Genomic DNA, 15,958 nt, shown 5'->3' on the forward strand with positions numbered 1-15,958 from the left:
GTAATCCTGGGCCTGATTATCGATTGTTTTGTGCTGAGCCCTGATTGCGTTTAGACGCATCCGGAACCAGACGATAAAAGGTTTCGCCCGGTTTAGTCATACTGAGTTCATTGCGTGCGCGTTCCTCAATCGCCTCCTGCCCGCCATTGAGGTCATCAATTTCAGCAAAGAGTTGATCGTTTCGCGCCTTAAGTTTGGCGTTAGTTGCCTGCTGAGCCGCGACGTCATCGCTTACCCGGCTATAGTCGTGCAGTCCGTTTTTACCGAACCACAGCGAATATTGCAGCCAGACCAGCAGAGCCAGCAACAGCAGCGTTAGTTTACCCATCCTGCCCCCTGAAAAACGGCATCTTCATCCCACAACGCCCCCGGCGCTCTATGCCGGAGTAACAGAGATGCCGCAACATCGCGGGCAAATGTACCACATTTTTTCCGCAGAATCGCCCTGCTCAATATCGTCACACAGTTGGTTACGGTTTGAATTATGGCTGAAGTTAGCCCATGAGCCACAAAAATAACAGACCAAACATCAGGACCACCGTCACAATCGTGACAACGGTGCTGTACAGCAGTTTGCCGTTAAGCAGTGAATGCAGGGCGATGCCGACGACAACCGCCACGGGCATCAGCGCCAGGAAGAAGGGCCAGGTGTAGAGAAAGAAGAACAGCGTGTTACCGCCGTAGATGAGAAACGGGATGCCCAGCGCCAGCAACCACGAGACGAAGCCGACGAAGGCCCCGGGAAAGGACCAGGTCGTCTCGTCGTCGGTCGCTATCGGATCCGACCCGGTGGTAATCATGTAGTTTTCACTGTTGCGCATAGCTAATCCTGTGACCGTGACTCATCGTTCGGGAAGACAGCTCCCGAACGATACCGTCTCAGGATCTGATAATATCGTCCCGTCTGAGCAGGTCTAATAATTGGCTTACTAAATTTGTTACCAATTGTTGACCTTCCAGGTGGATCTCAGGGGATTCAGGCGCTTCGTAGACCGAGTCGATGCCGGTGAAGTTTCGCAGCTCACCCGCGCGGGCTTTTTTGTACAGCCCTTTCGGATCGCGCGCTTCGCAGATTTCCAGCGGCGTATCGACAAACACCTCGATAAATCGATCCTGACCGACGCGCTCGCGTACCATCTGCCGCTCGGCGCGGTGAGGCGAGATAAACGCGGTCAGCACCACCAGCCCGGCATCCGCCATCAGGCTGGCCACTTCCCCAACCCGACGGATATTCTCCTTGCGGGCTTCATCGCTAAACCCTAAATCACTGCACAGGCCGTGACGCACGTTGTCGCCATCCAGCAGGTAGGTACTCACCCCCTGCTGATGCAGCGCCTCTTCCAGCGCGCCCGCGACCGTCGATTTACCGGAGCCGGACAGCCCGGTAAACCACAGCACAACCCCACGGTGGCCGTGGAGTTGCTCCCGCTGAGCGACGGTAACCGGATGAGGATGCCAGACGACGTTCTCATCATGGGCGGCCATTACTTGCCTCCCAGCAGATCGCGTGCACCCCAGTGCGGGAAGTGCTTACGCACCAGCGCATTCAGTTCAAGCTCAAAGGCGCTGAATTCAGACACCGCTGCCGCCTGTTGATTAGGCTCGCGCACCATGCCTGCACCAACGGTAACGTTGGTCAGGCGATCGATAAAGATAAGTCCACCCGTTACCGGATTTTGCTGATATTTATCCAGCACCAGCGGCTCGTCAAAGGTGAGATCCACCAGGCCAATACCGTTCAGCGGCAGTTCGCTCACTTCACGCTGGGTCAGATTGTTGATGTCCACCTGGAACTGGATACCGTCCACGCGGGCGCGGGTTTTCTTACCGGCAATTTTGATGTCGTAGCTTTGGCCTGCGGTCAGCGGCTGTTCAGCCATCCACACCACATCCACGGCAGCACCCTGCACCGCAGCCAGCGTTTCCTGCGCATCCACCAGTAGATCGCCGCGGCTGATATCAATCTCATCTTTCAGCACCAGCGTCACCGCTTCACCGGCACCCGCTTCCTGCAGATCGCCATCAAATGTGACTATACGGGCAATGGACGACTCCACACCCGACGGCAGCACTTTGACGCGCTGCCCCACCGTGACGGTGCCCGAGGCAAGGGTGCCGGAGAAGCCGCGAAAATCGAGGTTCGGGCGGTTCACATACTGCACCGGGAAGCGCATTGGCTGGGTATCCACCACGCGCTGAATTTCAACCGTCTCCAGCACTTCCAGCAGCGTCGGGCCGCTGTACCACGGCATGTTGGCGCTCCGGGAGGCAACGTTATCCCCTTCCAGCGCCGAGAGCGGCACAAAGCGAATATCAAGGTTACCCGGCAACTGTTCAGCAAAGGTCAGGTAGCTCTGGCGGATCTCCTCGAAGGTCTCTTCGCTGAAGTTCACCAGATCCATTTTATTCACCGCCACCACCAGGTGTTTGATCCCCAGCAGCGTGGAGATGAAGCTGTGACGACGGGTTTGATCAAGCACGCCTTTACGGGCGTCGATCAGCAGGATCGCCAGCTCACAGGTTGATGCACCGGTGGCCATGTTGCGGGTGTACTGCTCATGCCCCGGCGTGTCGGCAATAATAAATTTGCGTTTCTCGGTGGAGAAATAGCGGTACGCAACATCAATAGTGATGCCCTGCTCGCGCTCCGCCTGCAGGCCGTCCACCAAAAGCGCCAGGTCGAGCTTTTCGCCCTGAGTACCATGACGTTTGCTGTCGTTATGCAGGGAAGAGAGCTGGTCTTCATAGATCTGACGCGTGTCGTGCAGCAGGCGACCAATCAGCGTGCTTTTACCGTCATCAACGCTACCGCAGGTCAGAAAGCGCAGCAGGCTCTTGTGTTGTTGTGCGTGCAGGTATGCTTCTACGCCGCCTTCGTTGGCAATTTGTTGGGCAATCGTGGTGTTCATGGCGGCTCCTTAGAAATAACCCTGACGTTTCTTCAGCTCCATCGAGCCTGCCTGGTCGCGGTCAATGACGCGCCCCTGTCGCTCGCTGGTGGTCGATACCAGCATCTCTTCGATGATTTCTGGCAGCGTTTGCGCGTTGGACTCCACCGCGCCGGTCAGCGGCCAGCAACCAAGAGTACGGAAACGCACCATCTGTTTTTTGATCACTTCGCCCGGCTGTAAATCAATGCGATCGTCGTCGATCATCATCAGCATGCCGTCGCGCTCCAGCACCGGGCGCTCAGCCGCCAGGTAAAGCGGAACGATCTCGATATTTTCCAGATAGATGTACTGCCAGATATCCAGCTCGGTCCAGTTGGAGAGCGGGAAGACGCGAATGCTTTCGCCTTTGTTGATCTGGCCGTTGTAGTTGTGCCACAGCTCAGGACGCTGGTTTTTCGGATCCCAGCGGTGGAAGCGGTCGCGGAAGGAGTAAATACGCTCTTTGGCGCGGGATTTCTCCTCGTCACGGCGCGCACCGCCGAAAGCGGCGTCAAAACCGTACTTGTTCAGCGCCTGCTTCAGCCCTTCGGTTTTCATGATGTCGGTGTGTTTGGCGCTGCCGTGAACAAACGGGTTAATGCCCATCGCCACCCCTTCCGGGTTTTTATGCACCAGCAGCTCACAGCCATAGGCTTTGGCGGTACGGTCGCGGAACTCATACATCTCACGGAATTTCCAGCCGGTATCCACGTGCAGCAGCGGGAACGGCAGCGTACCCGGATAAAACGCTTTACGCGCCAGATGCAGCATCACGCTGGAATCTTTGCCGATGGAGTACATCATCACCGGGTTAGAGAACTCGGCGGCCACTTCGCGGATAATATGGATACTTTCCGCTTCAAGCTGTCGCAGGTGAGTAAGTCGTTTTTGGTCCATAACCGTTCCTTAAGCCAGATTCACCACAGAGGAGCCAAACCCCTCTGAGTCTGTTGTATGTTGAAACCAGGCGAGCGTGCTGTGCAGCTGTACCACTTCGCCCACCACAATAAGCGCGGGCATCGGGGCGTCTTTCGCCAGGACTGCAAGGTCTTGTAGCGTACCGGTCACCACACGCTGATCGACGCGGGTACCGCGAGAAATCACGGCCACCGGCGTTGTCGCCTCGCGACCGTGCTGAATAAGTTGTTCACTGATGTCCGCCGCCTTCATGGTGCCCATATAGATGGCCAGCGTCTGTCGGCTCTGGGCGAGATGCGACCAGTCAAACGGCGTGCTGTCGGCCTTATAATGACCAGTCACAAAGGTCACGCTCTGGGCGTAATCGCGGTGCGTAAGCGGAATGCCAGCGTAGGCCGTTACCGCGGAGGCCGCCGTAATCCCCGGCACCACCTGGAACGGTACGCCCGCTTCGGCTGCCGCCTGCAGTTCTTCGCCACCGCGACCAAAGATGAACGGATCGCCCCCTTTAAGGCGCACCACGGTTTTGCCTGCTTTAGCTGCGGCAACCAGCATCTGATTGGTGTCGTGCTGCGGTACCGAGTGCTCGCCTGCGCGTTTACCCACGCAGATTTGCTCGGCATCGCGACGAATTAGCTCGCGCACACCGTCGGTGACCAGATGGTCATAGAACACCACGTCCGCGTCCTGCAGCACCTGCAGTCCGCGTAAAGTCAGTAACCCGGCATCACCCGGACCAGCACCTACCAGAATGATCTCGCCGCCCGTGCTGCCGGGGTTATCCAGCTCGTCTTCGAGGATTTTTTGCGCTGCCGTCTCATTACCGGCGTGCATCAGGCTGGCAAAGCGGCCACGGAATACCCGCTCCCAGAAGCGACGGCGTTCCGTTACGCTGGTCAGGCGGGTTTTCAGATGGTTGCGCCAGTAGCTCGCTTTCTCTGCCATACGTCCGAGACTGGTGGGTAACAGCGCTTCAATCTTTTCCCGCAGCACGCGCGCCAGCACCGGTGCGGTACCGCCGGAGGAGATCGCCACCAGCAGCGGCGAGCGGTCGACAATCGACGGGAAGATAAACGAGCACAAAGGCTGGTCGTCGACCACGTTCACCAGGCGATAACGCGCCTGAGCGGCCTCGGAAACGCGTCGGTTGAGTTCGCGATCCTCCGTCGCTGCAATCACCAGCACCACGCTGTCGATTTGTGACTCGTCGAACTCCACTTCTGCGACAACCCGCACCTGCGCGCCCGCGCGCTGCAGAAACGCGATTTTGCGATCGGCAATTTCACCCGTACCCACAACCAGTACCGGTTTTTCTTTAATCGCAGCAAAAAGGGGCAGATAGTCCACAAGCAACAACTCACTAACAACGAGGAATAGAGGGACTATAGGGGGCGGCTTAGACCGAATGAAATTACGAATTGGAATGAGTAGTTACTCAATGGAATAACGCGATGAAAAAGCAAATATCAAAAAGTGCTTAACACGCGAAATTTCGGGCATTTAAGAGCAATTCAAATTGTGTATGGCCGATCACAGTTTCATACTAAGCGGGTTATAATTTTGCTCTGTTTTTAAGGACTCACTATGTTTTCCGCAATGCGCCACCGATACGTTGCCCTGGCGCTCGGCGTTTGCTTTATCCTTCCGGCTCAGGCAAAAAATCAACCGTATGGTGAAATCGCCAATATGCAGGCGCGGCATATTGCCACCGTTTTTCCCGGACGCATGACCGGCTCCCCTGCGGAAATGCTTTCCGCTGACTATCTTCGCCAGCAGTTTGCTGATATGGGCTACCAGAGCGATATCCGCTCGTTTCACAGCCGCTATATCTACACCTCACGAAATAAAACAAAAAACTGGCATAACGTGACCGGCAGTACCGTTATTGCGGCACATGAAGGTAGCGCGGCTGAGCAGATCATTATTATGGCGCACCTGGACACTTACGCGCCCATGAGCGACGCCGATACCGATAACAATCTGGGCGGGCTGACGCTGCAGGGGCTGGACGATAACGCGGCGGGTCTGGGCGTGATGCTTGAACTGGCCGAGCGAATGAAAAACATTCCGACAAAATACGGTATTCGCTTTGTGGCAACCAGCGGCGAAGAGGAAGGCAAACTCGGCGCGGAGAATTTCCTTAAGCGCATGAGCGCTGAGGAGAAGAAAAATACGCTGCTGGTGATTAACCTCGATAATTTAATCGTTGGCGATAAGCTCTATTTTAATAGCGGACAGAGTACGCCGGGTACCGTGCGTAAACTGACCCGTGACCGGGCGCTGGCAATTGCGCGCAGCCATGGCGTGTATGCCACGACCAATCCTGGCGGCAATCCGGCTTATCCGCGCGGAACGGGCTGCTGTAACGACGGTGAAGTGTTCGATAAAGCGGGCATCCCGGTGCTGTACGTCGAAGCCACCAACTGGGCGTTAGGCAAGAAAGATGGCTATCAGCAGCGGGCTAAAACGAAAGCCTTCCCGGACGGGACGAGCTGGCATAACGTGATGCTGGATAATCAGCAGCATATTGATAGCGCGCTGCCGCAACGCATTGAGCACCGCAGCCGCGATGTGGTGAAAGTAATGCTGCCGCTGGTGAAGGAGCTGGCGAAAGCGGGGAAAGCCTGAGGTCGTGCGGCCTGATGCCCTCACCCTAACCCTCTCCCACCGGGAGAGGGAGGAAAGATCATTACCCTTCGTGTAACCCGCACTCGCGCTTCAGCCCAAAGAATCGCGTCTCTTCTTCCGCCATTCCCGGTTCCCATTTGCGCGTGGTGTGGGTATCCCCCACGGACAGGTAGCCCTGATCCCACAGCGGATGGTATTTCAGCCCGTGCTTTTGCAGATACTGGTACACCGTACGGTTATCCCAGTCGATGATCGGCAGCACTTTAAACACGCCGCGCTGCACCGCCAGCACCGGCAGCGTGGCCCGGCTGCCGGACTGCTCGCGGCGAAGACCGGCAAACCAGGTTTGAGCGTTCAGCTCTTTCAGCGCACGGTTCATCGGCTCGACCTTGTTGATCTCATTGTATTTCTCAATGCCCTCAACGCCCTGCTCCCAGAGTTTGCCGTAGCGCGCCTCCTGCCAGGCCGCGCTCTGCTCCGCGCGGTACACTTTCAGGTTCAGCTTAAGCTTGTCCGTCAGCTCATCGATAAACTGGTAGGTTTCCGGGAACAGATAGCCGGTATCGGTGAGGATCACCGGAATATCCGGGCGGATCTGATTCACCAGATGCAAACTGACCGCCGCCTGAATGCCAAAGCTCGACGACAGCACGTAGTCACCCGGCAGGTTTTCCAGCGCCCACGCCACGCGCCCTTCGGCGTCCAGCTTTTCCAGTTGGACGTTGGTTTCTGCGAGTGCCAGAATGCGTTCGACTTTTGGCAATGCGTTAAGCGCGTTTAGATCGAGTACGGACATAATTACCTCTCGTGGTTACTCCCAGAAATCCCTTGCGGGATCGAGCACCGGGCGAATAATGCCCGCACGCACCGTAAAGTCGCCGAAGCCTTCACCCGCTTCGCGCTCTTTCGCCCAGCGCCCGACAAGCTCATTGATGGAATCGAGAATTTCTGGCTCAGTGATATTCTCGCGGAACATACGCGGAATACGCGTGCCGATACGGTTACCGCCCAGGTGCAGGTTATAGCGACCCGGCGCTTTCCCCACCAGCCCAAGCTCGGCCAGCATCGCGCGGCCACAGCCGTTCGGACAGCCGGTAACGCGCATAACAATATGCTCGTCCGGAATACCGTGTTTTTCCAGAATCGCTTCCACTTTGTCCGTAAATGACGGCAGGAAACGTTCCGCTTCCGCCATCGCCAGCGGACAGGTCGGGAACGACACGCAGGCCATCGAGTTTTCGCGCTGCGGTTTGACCGCATTCATCAACCCATGGTCACGCGCCAGCGCCTCAATTTTCGCCTTTTCACTTTCCGGCACACCAGCAATAATCAGGTTCTGGTTGGCGGTAATGCGGAACTCACCTTTGTGGATCTTCGCGATTTCCAGCAGGCCGGTTTTCAGCGGACGGCCCGGGTAATCCAGAATACGGCCGTTTTCGATAAACAGCGTCAGGTGCCATTTATTGTCGATGCCTTTTACCCAGCCGATGCGATCGCCGCGACCGGTGAATTCGTAAGGGCGGATCGGCTCAAATTTGATCCCCGCGCGACGCTCCACTTCCTCTTTGAACGTCTCAACGCCCACGCGCTCCAGGGTGTATTTGGTTTTCGCATTTTTACGGTCGGTACGGTTACCCCAGTCGCGCTGGGTGGTGACCACCGCTTCCGCCACGGCCAGCGTATGCTCCAGCGGCAGGAAGCCGAACTCGCTCGCAGTGCGGGCATAGGTTTTCTTGTTACCGTGTTCAATGGACAGACCGCCGCCCACCAGCAGGTTAAAGCCCACCAGCTTGCCGTTTTCGGCAATTGCCACAAAGTTCATGTCGTTGGCGTGCAGATCGATGTCGTTCTGCGGCGGGATCACCACCGTGGTTTTGAACTTACGCGGCAGATAGGTCTGACCGAGGATCGGTTCTTCATCGGTGGTCGCAACTTTTTCCTGATCGAGCCAGATCTCCGCATAGGCGCGGGTGCGCGGCAGCAGGTGCTCGGAGATCTTCTTCGCCCACTCATAGGCTTCAGCGTGCAGCTCGGACTCATACGGGTTCGAGGTGCAGAGCACGTTACGGTTCATGTCGTTGGCCGTCGCCAGCGCGTCCAGTCCGACGGAGTGCAGCATCTGGTGTACCGGCTTCACGTTCTTCTTCAGAATGCCGTGGAACTGGAAGGTCTGACGGTTGGTCAGACGAATGCTGCCATAAATGGTGTTTTCACCGGCGAATTTATCAATCGCCTGCCACTGTGTCGTGGTGATCACTCCGCCCGGCAGACGGCAGCGCAACAGCATCGCGTGACGCGGCTCCAGCTTCTGTTCAGCACGCTCGGCGCGAATGTCGCGGTCATCCTGTTGATACATGCCGTGGAAACGGATCAGCAGGAAGTTGTCGCCTTTGAAACCGCCGGTGAGACCGTCATTCAGATCTTCAGCAATGGTGCCGCGCAGATAGTTGCTTTCCAGCTTCATGCGCTCGGCGTCTGACAGTTTACCTTCGACCACGAGGGGTCCTGGATGTTTTTCGCTCATTAGTAGACATCTCGCTGATAACGGCGCTCAACGCGCAGCTCACTTAAAAATTCATCCGCCGCTTCGGCATCCATACCACCGAATTCGGCAATCACTTCCAGCAGTGCCTGCTCAACGTCTTTCGCCATGCGATTGGCGTCACCGCAGACATAAATGTGGGCACCGTCATTGATCCAGCGCCACAGCTCTGCGCCCTGTTCGCGCAGTTTGTCTTGTACGTATACTTTTTCTTTCTGATCGCGCGACCAGGCCAGATCGATACGGGTCAGCACCCCTTCTTTCACGTAGCGCTGCCACTCAACCTGATAGAGGAAATCTTCGGTAAAGTGCGGGTTGCCGAAGAACAGCCAGTTTTTACCCGGTGCCTCGTCCGCCGCACGCTGCTGCATAAAGGCACGGAACGGCGCAATGCCGGTACCCGGGCCAATCATGATTACCGGCGTTTCCGGGTTCGCCGGCAGACGGAAGTTGTCGTTGTGCTCGATAAAGACGCGCACTTCGCCCTCTTCCTCCACGCGATCGGCCAGGAAGCTGGAGGCACCGCCCGCGCGGGCACGGCCTTCGATGTCGTACCGCACCACGCCCACGGTGATGTGCACTTCGCTCTCGACTTCAGCCTGCGATGAGGCAATGGAGTACAGACGCGGCGTGAGCGGACGCAGCAGGCCGATCAGCGCGTCGGCATCCAGCTGTGCCGGAGAGAAACGCACCATATCGACAATCGGTGTGGTCGCCGCGTAATGCTGCAGCTTTGCCTTATCGCCCACTAACGGCAGCAGCGATTCGCTGCGCGTTAAGGTGGCATAGTTCTCAACGATATTGGCGGTATTTACCGTCAGCTCGAAGTGCCACTGCAGCGCTTCAGAGAGCGGCTGCGTTTTGCCTTCGACGGTGACAGGCTCGTCGCCTTTCAGCCACAGCAGTTCGACCAGCTCCTTGACCAGCGCCGGATCGTTTTGATACCAGACCCCCAGCGCATCGCCAGGCTGATAGCGCAGACCCGAGTCGCCCAGATCGATTTCGATATGGCGCACATCTTTTTCAGAGTCGCGGCCGGTAATTTTTTGATTAACCGACAGGCTTGCCGACAGCGGCGCCTCTTTGGTGTACGGGCTGGTGTGAATGTCGTTGACCACGCCGGTCGCGGTGATCGCTGCCTGGGCTGGTGTCTCTTTCGGTACGCGTGCTTTCAGCACGTCAACAATGCGCGCACGCCACTCTGCAGCGGCAGCCTGGTATTCCACATCTGCATCAACGCGGTCCAGCAGGCGCTCTGCGCCCAGCTCCGCCAGCTTGCTGTCAAAATCTTTACCGGACTGGCAGAAGAATTCATAAGAGGTATCGCCCAGGCCGAACACGGCAAACGCAGTGCCATCGAGTTTGGGCGCTTTTTTCGAGAACAAGAATTTATGCAGCGCGACCGCCTCTTCAGCGGGTTCACCCTCTCCCTGCGTTGAGGCCACAACCACCAGCAGTTTTTCTGACGCGATCTGTTTGAATTTATAATCCCCTGCGTTTACCAGGTTCACGTTCAGTTTGGCGGCCAGCAGGTCGTCACGCAGCGCTTCTGCCACGCGGCGGGCATTGCCCGTCTGCGAAGCGGAGATAAGCGTAATGGCAGGAATTTCTACCGCCGTTGCCGGAGCCGCAGCCACAGCGCCAGGCTGCTGGTTGAGCATTCCCCAGAAATAGCCAGAGACCCAGGCAAGCTGGGTGGGAGAAAAATCAGAGGTGGCAGCCTGAAGGCGCGCCAGTTGCTCCGGGTTCAGGGGAAGCAAATTTGAAGGTGGGGCCTGTGTTGTCATGCGTCGTTATGTTCCAGTAGCCAAGCGGACTTTAAGCGAATAAATCCAAACTGAAGATAAGGTTAACGGCGAGGATAATAACAATTAAAGAAGGGATGGAAATAATAAATAACCAAATGGACTAACCTGTTTTAGTTATCGTTCTTAACGGTAAAAGCGATAAACTAACCGACTGTAAAATAAGGATATAAATCACAAAGCGACGGCTTTTTTGCTGCAATAAAGGTAAAGGCCGTTTTAGTTAATGCTAAAAATTGTGCTTTCCGGTACTATGCGGCGGTTTTTTCCGCATTACTGAGAGCGATCATGTCCACCACACTGTTTAAAGATTTCACCTTCGAAGCCGCCCACCACCTTCCGCATGTTCCTGAGGGACATAAATGCGGCCGTCTGCACGGGCATTCGTTTATGGTGCGTCTTGAGATCACCGGTGAAGTTGATCCGCATACCGGTTGGATCATGGACTTTGCTGAGCTGAAGGCGGCATTTAAGCCGACTTACGATCGTCTGGATCACTATTACCTGAACGATATCCCGGGCCTTGAAAACCCGACCAGCGAAGTGCTGGCAAAATGGATTTGGGATCAGATGAAACCGCTGGTGCCGCTGCTGAGCGCAGTGATGATCAAAGAGACCTGTACGGCAGGCTGCGTGTATCGCGGCGAGTGATGCTTGCCGGGGGTCGGCTTCGCCTTACCCGGCCAACAAAAGCCTGGAACCGTAGGCCCGGTAAGCGCTAGCGCCACCGGGCTTTTTTTTAGGCAATATTCAGGTACTTGTGCGTCTGCATCGACAGGCGCCAGTTACGCGCGATACAGGTTTCAATGCACAGGCGCGTGGCGTCTTCTTTCTGGCTGATAGGCTGCAGCGCAATCACGCGCTGTTTTTCGTCCGTCAGCGTCGCCAGCAGTTCATCCAGCGCTTCGATATCACGTACTCGCCCTACCGGGTGTTTAATCTCATCAGCACGTTCCAGCGCCTGAGACAGTACGTCGTAGCCGCCGCGCATGTTTACTTTAGGCGATACCGTTACCCAGGTGGTGTGGGAGCAGCGCACTTCATGCGTGCCGCTGGTTTCAATCTGGCAACTGTAACCGTTCTTTTCGAGCAGTTCGGTCAGCGGCGTCAGATCGTGAATGCAGGGTTCGCCCCCGGTAATGACCACATGGCGCGCCGTCCAGCCCTGGCGGCCTATAATGGCCAGCAGATCTTCTGCGCTGCCAGCACCCCACTTATCACTCTCTTTGGTTTTCGCCAGAACGCTAAACAGCGACACTTCCCGATCTGCGAGTTTATCCCACGTATGTTTGGTATCACACCAGGCACAGCCAACCGGGCATCCCTGTAAACGAATAAAAATTGCGGGAACGCCGGTAAAGTAACCCTCGCCTTGCAGGGTCTGGAACATCTCGTTAATCGGGTACTGCATAGTCATCTCAGTTAAGGGGATAAACGATAAGTATCGCAGATCCCCGTGAGATGGTCATGCTCGATCGGTGCTTTGCGCGTCAATTGCCGCCATAAAGCGTTCCGTAATCTGCTGCGGGCGGGTGATTGCCCCACCCACCACCACCATATGCGCCCCCAGCGCCAGACATCTGGCGGCGCGTTCCGGGGTGTCCACGTTACCTTCGGCCACCACCGGTACCGTGACGGCTGCCAGTACCGCTTTCAGAAACTGACAGTCATCATCGGGTAAGGCGTGGCCGGCGGTCTGCGCGGTATAGCCGTAAAGCGTGGTCCCGACACAATCAAACCCCAGCGCCTGCGCCGTGACGGCCTCATCAACAGTGGCTATATCAGCCATAAGCAGCACCGAGGGATAACGGGTACGAATGCGCGTAACCAGCGTTGCCAGAGATTCCCCGCCAGGCCGCGCCCTGTCGGTCGCATCAAGCGCAATGATCGCCGGGGAGACGGTCATCAGTTCATCCACCTCTTTCATCGTCGCGGTGATAAACACCTCGCTGTCGGGATACTCCCGCTTGATGATGCCAATAACCGGCAGCGTAACCTGCTCTTTGATCGCCTCAATATCCACCACGCTGTTGGCACGGATGGCCGCAGCCCCTCCCTGACGCGCCGCCAGCGCCATTCGCGACATAATAAACGGGCTATGCAACGGTTCGTTCTCAAGCGCCTGACAGGAGACGACCAGTTTTCCCTTCAGGGTATCCAGTACAGTTTTCATTACGATAAGATCTCTTCCACTTCGTTTTTGATAATCGTGACATGCGGACCATAAATGACCTGAACGCCATTTCCGCGCACAATCACGCCGCGCGCACCGGTGGCTTTCAGCGCCGCGTCATTCACTTTGCTGCCGTCTTTAACCGTGACGCGAAGACGCGTGGCGCAGCAGTCCACCTCTTCCAGATTGTCTTTTCCGCCCAGTCCGGCGATCACCGCACTTGCGCGTTCGTTCTGGGCGAACGTCACGTCATTGGCCACCGCCTCCTTTTCCCGACCCGGCGTGGCAAAATCAAAGCGATTAATCAGATAGCGGAACGTGAAGTAGTAGAGGAAGAACCACGGTACGCCCACCAGCGGCACTAACATCCAGTGGGTTTTGGCCTCCCCCTGCAAAATGCCGAACAGCACAAAGTCAATAAAACCGCCGGAGAAGGTCTGCCCAATGGTGATGTGTAAAATATGCGCGAGCATAAACGCCAGCCCGTTAAAAAAATGCGTGAATGACGTACAGCACCGGCGCGATAAACAGGAAGGAGAACTCGATGGGCTCGGTGATCCCCGTCAGGAAGGAGGTTAATGCAGCTGAAAGCAACAACCCCGCGACGCGTTTTTTGTTCTCCGGTTTAGCCGTGTGGTACATCGCAAGGCAGGCCCCGAGCAAACCAAACATCATCGTGATAAAGCGCCCGGACATAAAGCGCGACGTTCCTTCATAAAACTGGCGCGTCGTGGGATCGGCCAGCTGAGCGAAGAAGATCCGCTGCGTACCTTCAACCAGTTGCCCGTTGACAATCTCGCTGCCGCCAAGCGCGGTGGTCCAGAACGGAAGGTAGAAGATGTGGTGTAAACCGAACGGGCCCAGCATGCGCAAACTGAAGCCGTACAGCAGTGTTCCCAGATAACTGGTCGCATCCACCAGCCCGCCCAGACCAAAGATCAGCTTCTGGAAATGTGGCCAGACTACGGTCATTAAGGCTCCGACCAGGATCGCAGCCAGTGAACTGATAATCGGCACAAAGCGTGACCCGCCAAAGAATCCCAGAAATTGTGGCAGCGCGATCTTATTAAACCGATGATGCAGCGCGCAGGTCACAAGACCAATGACCACCCCACCAAATACGCCGGTCTCCAGCGTCTGGATCCCCAGCGTCATGCCTTGCCCGACCGCCCCCGGATTCTCGTGCGCCAGTTTTCCGGTGAGGATCAGCAGTGCGTTAATGGTGGCATTCATGACCAGAAACGCGAGTAACGCCGCCAGCCCTGCCGTACCTTTATCATTTTTTGCCAGCCCGACGGCAACCCCAACGGTAAACAGCACCGACAGATTCGCGAACAGAATCGAACCGGCGCTGCTCATGATGGTGAAAATAGCCTGTAACCAGTCCACATCTAAAAACGGATATGCCGTAAGCGTATTGGGATTCGATAACGCGCCGCCTATCCCCAGCAGCAGACCCGCCGCAGGCAGTACGGCGATGGGCAACATAAAGGATTTGCCAAAGCGCTGCGCTTTTTCAAACCATCCGCCGGACGAAGCACCACTGAACATTTGCATCATTTTTTCATCCCCTTAGTTAACGATGAAAATTTTTACCGTAATTATATTTAATAGTGAAAATTACCATCAAAAACCAGGAGGACGATCATACTTTTTCGAAATGACTGGCATCCCTGCCCCGCTTTCCGCCACACTAGGACGCAGAGAAACGCATTAAGGATCTAGCATGTCAGACCATGAAAACCTGCTGCTGAAGCTGCGCCAGGAGGCTTCCGGGTACAGCCCCACGCAAAAAAAACTGGGAGAGTTTGTTCTCAACGATCCGGCCCGGGTGCTCTACCTGACGATCACCGAACTGGCACGGGAGAGCCACACCAGTGAAGCCAGCGTGACGCGTCTTTGCCGGACGCTCGGCTGCAAAGGCTATAACGAATTCAAGATGGCACTGGCGCTGGATATTCAGCAGGGTCAGCCCGCACGCGTAGCCGGGGACGAAATTGATAACGTCGTCGATGAGTCTGTTCAGGCGCTGCAGGATACCGCCAGACTGCTCGACAGAGCACTGCTGGAAAAGGCCGCTCAGGCGCTGCATCAGGCTCAAGCCGTACAAATATATGGGGTGGCTGCCAGCGCGATCCTCGGTGAGTATTTACATTACAAACTGTTGCGACTCGGCAAACCTGCACAGCTTTTTAGCGATATGCATCGTGCGGCCATGAATGCAGCAACGCTTTCAGAAGGGACGCTGGTGGTGGCCATTTCCAGTTCCGGTTCAACGCGGGATTTGCTCCACGTCGTAAAACTTGCACGCAAACGCGGCGTTAAGGTGTTATCCCTTAGCAATACGCCCCGCAGCCCGCTGGCTTCGCTTAGCGATATGCAGCTGGTCGCCGCAAAACCGGAAGGACCACTCAGCGCAGGCGCGCTCAATGCTAAAGTGGGCGTAATGTTACTGGTTGAATTGCTTACAACTTCCCTGATTGCGATTGATGGCCATTACGGTGAGGTTAGCCAGCAAACCGCGAGCGCAACGCTACCTTTATTACTCTAAAACCCTTTGCAGGCTAAATAAAATAGCCTGCATGGCGTGATGTCGATTCCATTTAAGTGCTGATACGGTTATTTCGTGCGCGGCATAATGGTGTAACAAATTATTTTATTTATTACATATTCAATGAGTGTCAAAAGCAATAAAACCGCACGAACAATAGAACAAAATCAGTAAGTTAAAATTATTTAATTAATAAATTGAATTTTTCTCACTCCGCTAGTGTCCAATATTTCCACCTGAATTCCTTACCTTAAAATAAGCTTAAGACGCCGTCAGCTTTGCCATTTTTCTATTTAAATGCCGTTTACTTTTCCCTGCCTACAATCCGCCTCATCAATCATTATGAGACGGTATAGATCCGTCATTCCGCAGCTAATTCCAGAATTTAAATAGCGTGATCTGGCGATCAGT

The 15,958-nt window shown here is 55.7% G+C and carries 14 protein-coding genes and 1 pseudogene; 3 read left to right on the top strand and 12 right to left on the bottom strand.

The genetic code is table 11. The features are described 5' to 3' along the window. Positions 1-16 precede the first annotated feature (16 nt). The 6 genes from ftsB to cysG all read right to left on the bottom strand — a co-directional run bounded on the left by ftsB (position 17) and on the right by cysG (position 5,186). A complete protein-coding gene (ftsB, locus tag HX884_RS15835; RefSeq protein ID WP_003862095.1) occupies positions 17-328 on the bottom strand; it encodes a cell division protein FtsB in 312 nt (103 codons plus the stop codon). Between the two features lie 166 nt (positions 329-494). Continuing rightward, positions 495-821: a DUF3561 family protein gene (locus HX884_RS15840; protein WP_013098502.1), complete on the bottom strand. Its 327-nt coding sequence runs from the start codon at positions 819-821 to the stop codon at positions 495-497. A 58-nt stretch (positions 822-879) separates the two neighbouring features. Beyond that, complete coding sequence (gene cysC, locus HX884_RS15845; RefSeq protein ID WP_178328465.1) at positions 880-1,485, bottom strand: adenylyl-sulfate kinase; 606 nt, start codon at positions 1,483-1,485, stop codon at positions 880-882. Then, positions 1,485-2,909 carry a sulfate adenylyltransferase subunit CysN gene (gene cysN / locus HX884_RS15850; protein ID WP_178328466.1) on the bottom strand — a complete coding sequence of 475 codons (1,425 nt, stop codon included), beginning with the start codon at positions 2,907-2,909 and terminating at the stop codon, positions 1,485-1,487. The genes cysC and cysN overlap by 1 nt, the downstream gene beginning before the upstream one ends. A 9-nt stretch (positions 2,910-2,918) precedes the next feature. Then, a complete protein-coding gene (cysD, locus tag HX884_RS15855; RefSeq protein ID WP_008499613.1) occupies positions 2,919-3,827 on the bottom strand; it encodes a sulfate adenylyltransferase subunit CysD in 909 nt (302 codons plus the stop codon). 9 nt (positions 3,828-3,836) lie between these two features. After that, positions 3,837-5,186: a siroheme synthase CysG gene (cysG, locus tag HX884_RS15860; protein WP_178328469.1), complete on the bottom strand. Its 1,350-nt coding sequence runs from the start codon at positions 5,184-5,186 to the stop codon at positions 3,837-3,839. A 246-nt stretch (positions 5,187-5,432) separates the two neighbouring features. On the opposite strand from cysG, the gene HX884_RS15865 reads away from it, so the two are divergent. Beyond that, positions 5,433-6,476 carry an aminopeptidase gene (locus HX884_RS15865; RefSeq protein ID WP_013098506.1) on the top strand — a complete coding sequence of 348 codons (1,044 nt, stop codon included), beginning with the start codon at positions 5,433-5,435 and terminating at the stop codon, positions 6,474-6,476. A gap of 61 nt (positions 6,477-6,537) precedes the next feature. Here the strand turns inward: HX884_RS15865 and cysH are convergent, their stop codons facing one another. Genes cysH through cysJ form a run of 3 tightly spaced genes read right to left on the bottom strand, consistent with a single transcriptional unit; the run spans position 6,538 to position 10,805 of the window. After that, complete coding sequence (gene cysH / locus HX884_RS15870; RefSeq protein WP_178328467.1) at positions 6,538-7,272, bottom strand: phosphoadenosine phosphosulfate reductase; 735 nt, start codon at positions 7,270-7,272, stop codon at positions 6,538-6,540. A gap of 15 nt (positions 7,273-7,287) precedes the next feature. Next, on the bottom strand, positions 7,288-9,000 hold the full coding sequence (cysI, locus tag HX884_RS15875; protein WP_038420501.1) for an assimilatory sulfite reductase (NADPH) hemoprotein subunit: 1,713 nt from the start codon (positions 8,998-9,000) through the stop codon (positions 7,288-7,290). Beyond that, the gene (cysJ, locus tag HX884_RS15880) at positions 9,000-10,805 is read right to left on the bottom strand and encodes an NADPH-dependent assimilatory sulfite reductase flavoprotein subunit (protein ID WP_178328468.1); all 1,806 of its coding nucleotides are present in this window, start codon (positions 10,803-10,805) and stop codon (positions 9,000-9,002) included. Before cysJ ends, cysI begins: the two co-directional genes overlap by 1 nt. A 306-nt stretch (positions 10,806-11,111) precedes the next feature. On the opposite strand from cysJ, the gene queD reads away from it, so the two are divergent. Continuing rightward, positions 11,112-11,474, top strand: a complete 363-nt coding sequence (gene queD, locus HX884_RS15885) for a 6-carboxytetrahydropterin synthase QueD (RefSeq protein WP_010434567.1) — start codon at positions 11,112-11,114, stop codon at positions 11,472-11,474. Positions 11,475-11,562: 88 nt separating this feature from the next. On the opposite strand, the gene queE is transcribed toward queD, so the two are convergent. The 3 genes and pseudogenes from queE to HX884_RS15900 form a co-directional block, all read right to left on the bottom strand. Next, the gene (queE, locus tag HX884_RS15890) at positions 11,563-12,234 is read right to left on the bottom strand and encodes a 7-carboxy-7-deazaguanine synthase QueE (protein WP_013098510.1); all 672 of its coding nucleotides are present in this window, start codon (positions 12,232-12,234) and stop codon (positions 11,563-11,565) included. Positions 12,235-12,288: 54 nt separating this feature from the next. Further along, the gene (locus tag HX884_RS15895; RefSeq protein ID WP_023620545.1) at positions 12,289-12,996 is read right to left on the bottom strand and encodes an N-acetylmannosamine-6-phosphate 2-epimerase; all 708 of its coding nucleotides are present in this window, start codon (positions 12,994-12,996) and stop codon (positions 12,289-12,291) included. Next, positions 12,996-14,556: pseudogene (locus tag HX884_RS15900) on the bottom strand (PTS transporter subunit EIIC). The gene HX884_RS15895 and the pseudogene HX884_RS15900 overlap by 1 nt, the downstream one beginning before the upstream one ends. A gap of 166 nt (positions 14,557-14,722) precedes the next feature. Here HX884_RS15900 and HX884_RS15905 point away from each other — a divergent pair. Next, complete coding sequence (locus HX884_RS15905) at positions 14,723-15,547, top strand: MurR/RpiR family transcriptional regulator (protein WP_029883910.1); 825 nt, start codon at positions 14,723-14,725, stop codon at positions 15,545-15,547. The last annotated feature ends 411 nt before the right edge of the window (positions 15,548-15,958 follow it).

Source organism: Enterobacter sp. SECR19-1250, from assembly GCF_013391025.1.
Taxonomy (GTDB): domain Bacteria; phylum Pseudomonadota; class Gammaproteobacteria; order Enterobacterales; family Enterobacteriaceae; genus Enterobacter; species Enterobacter cloacae.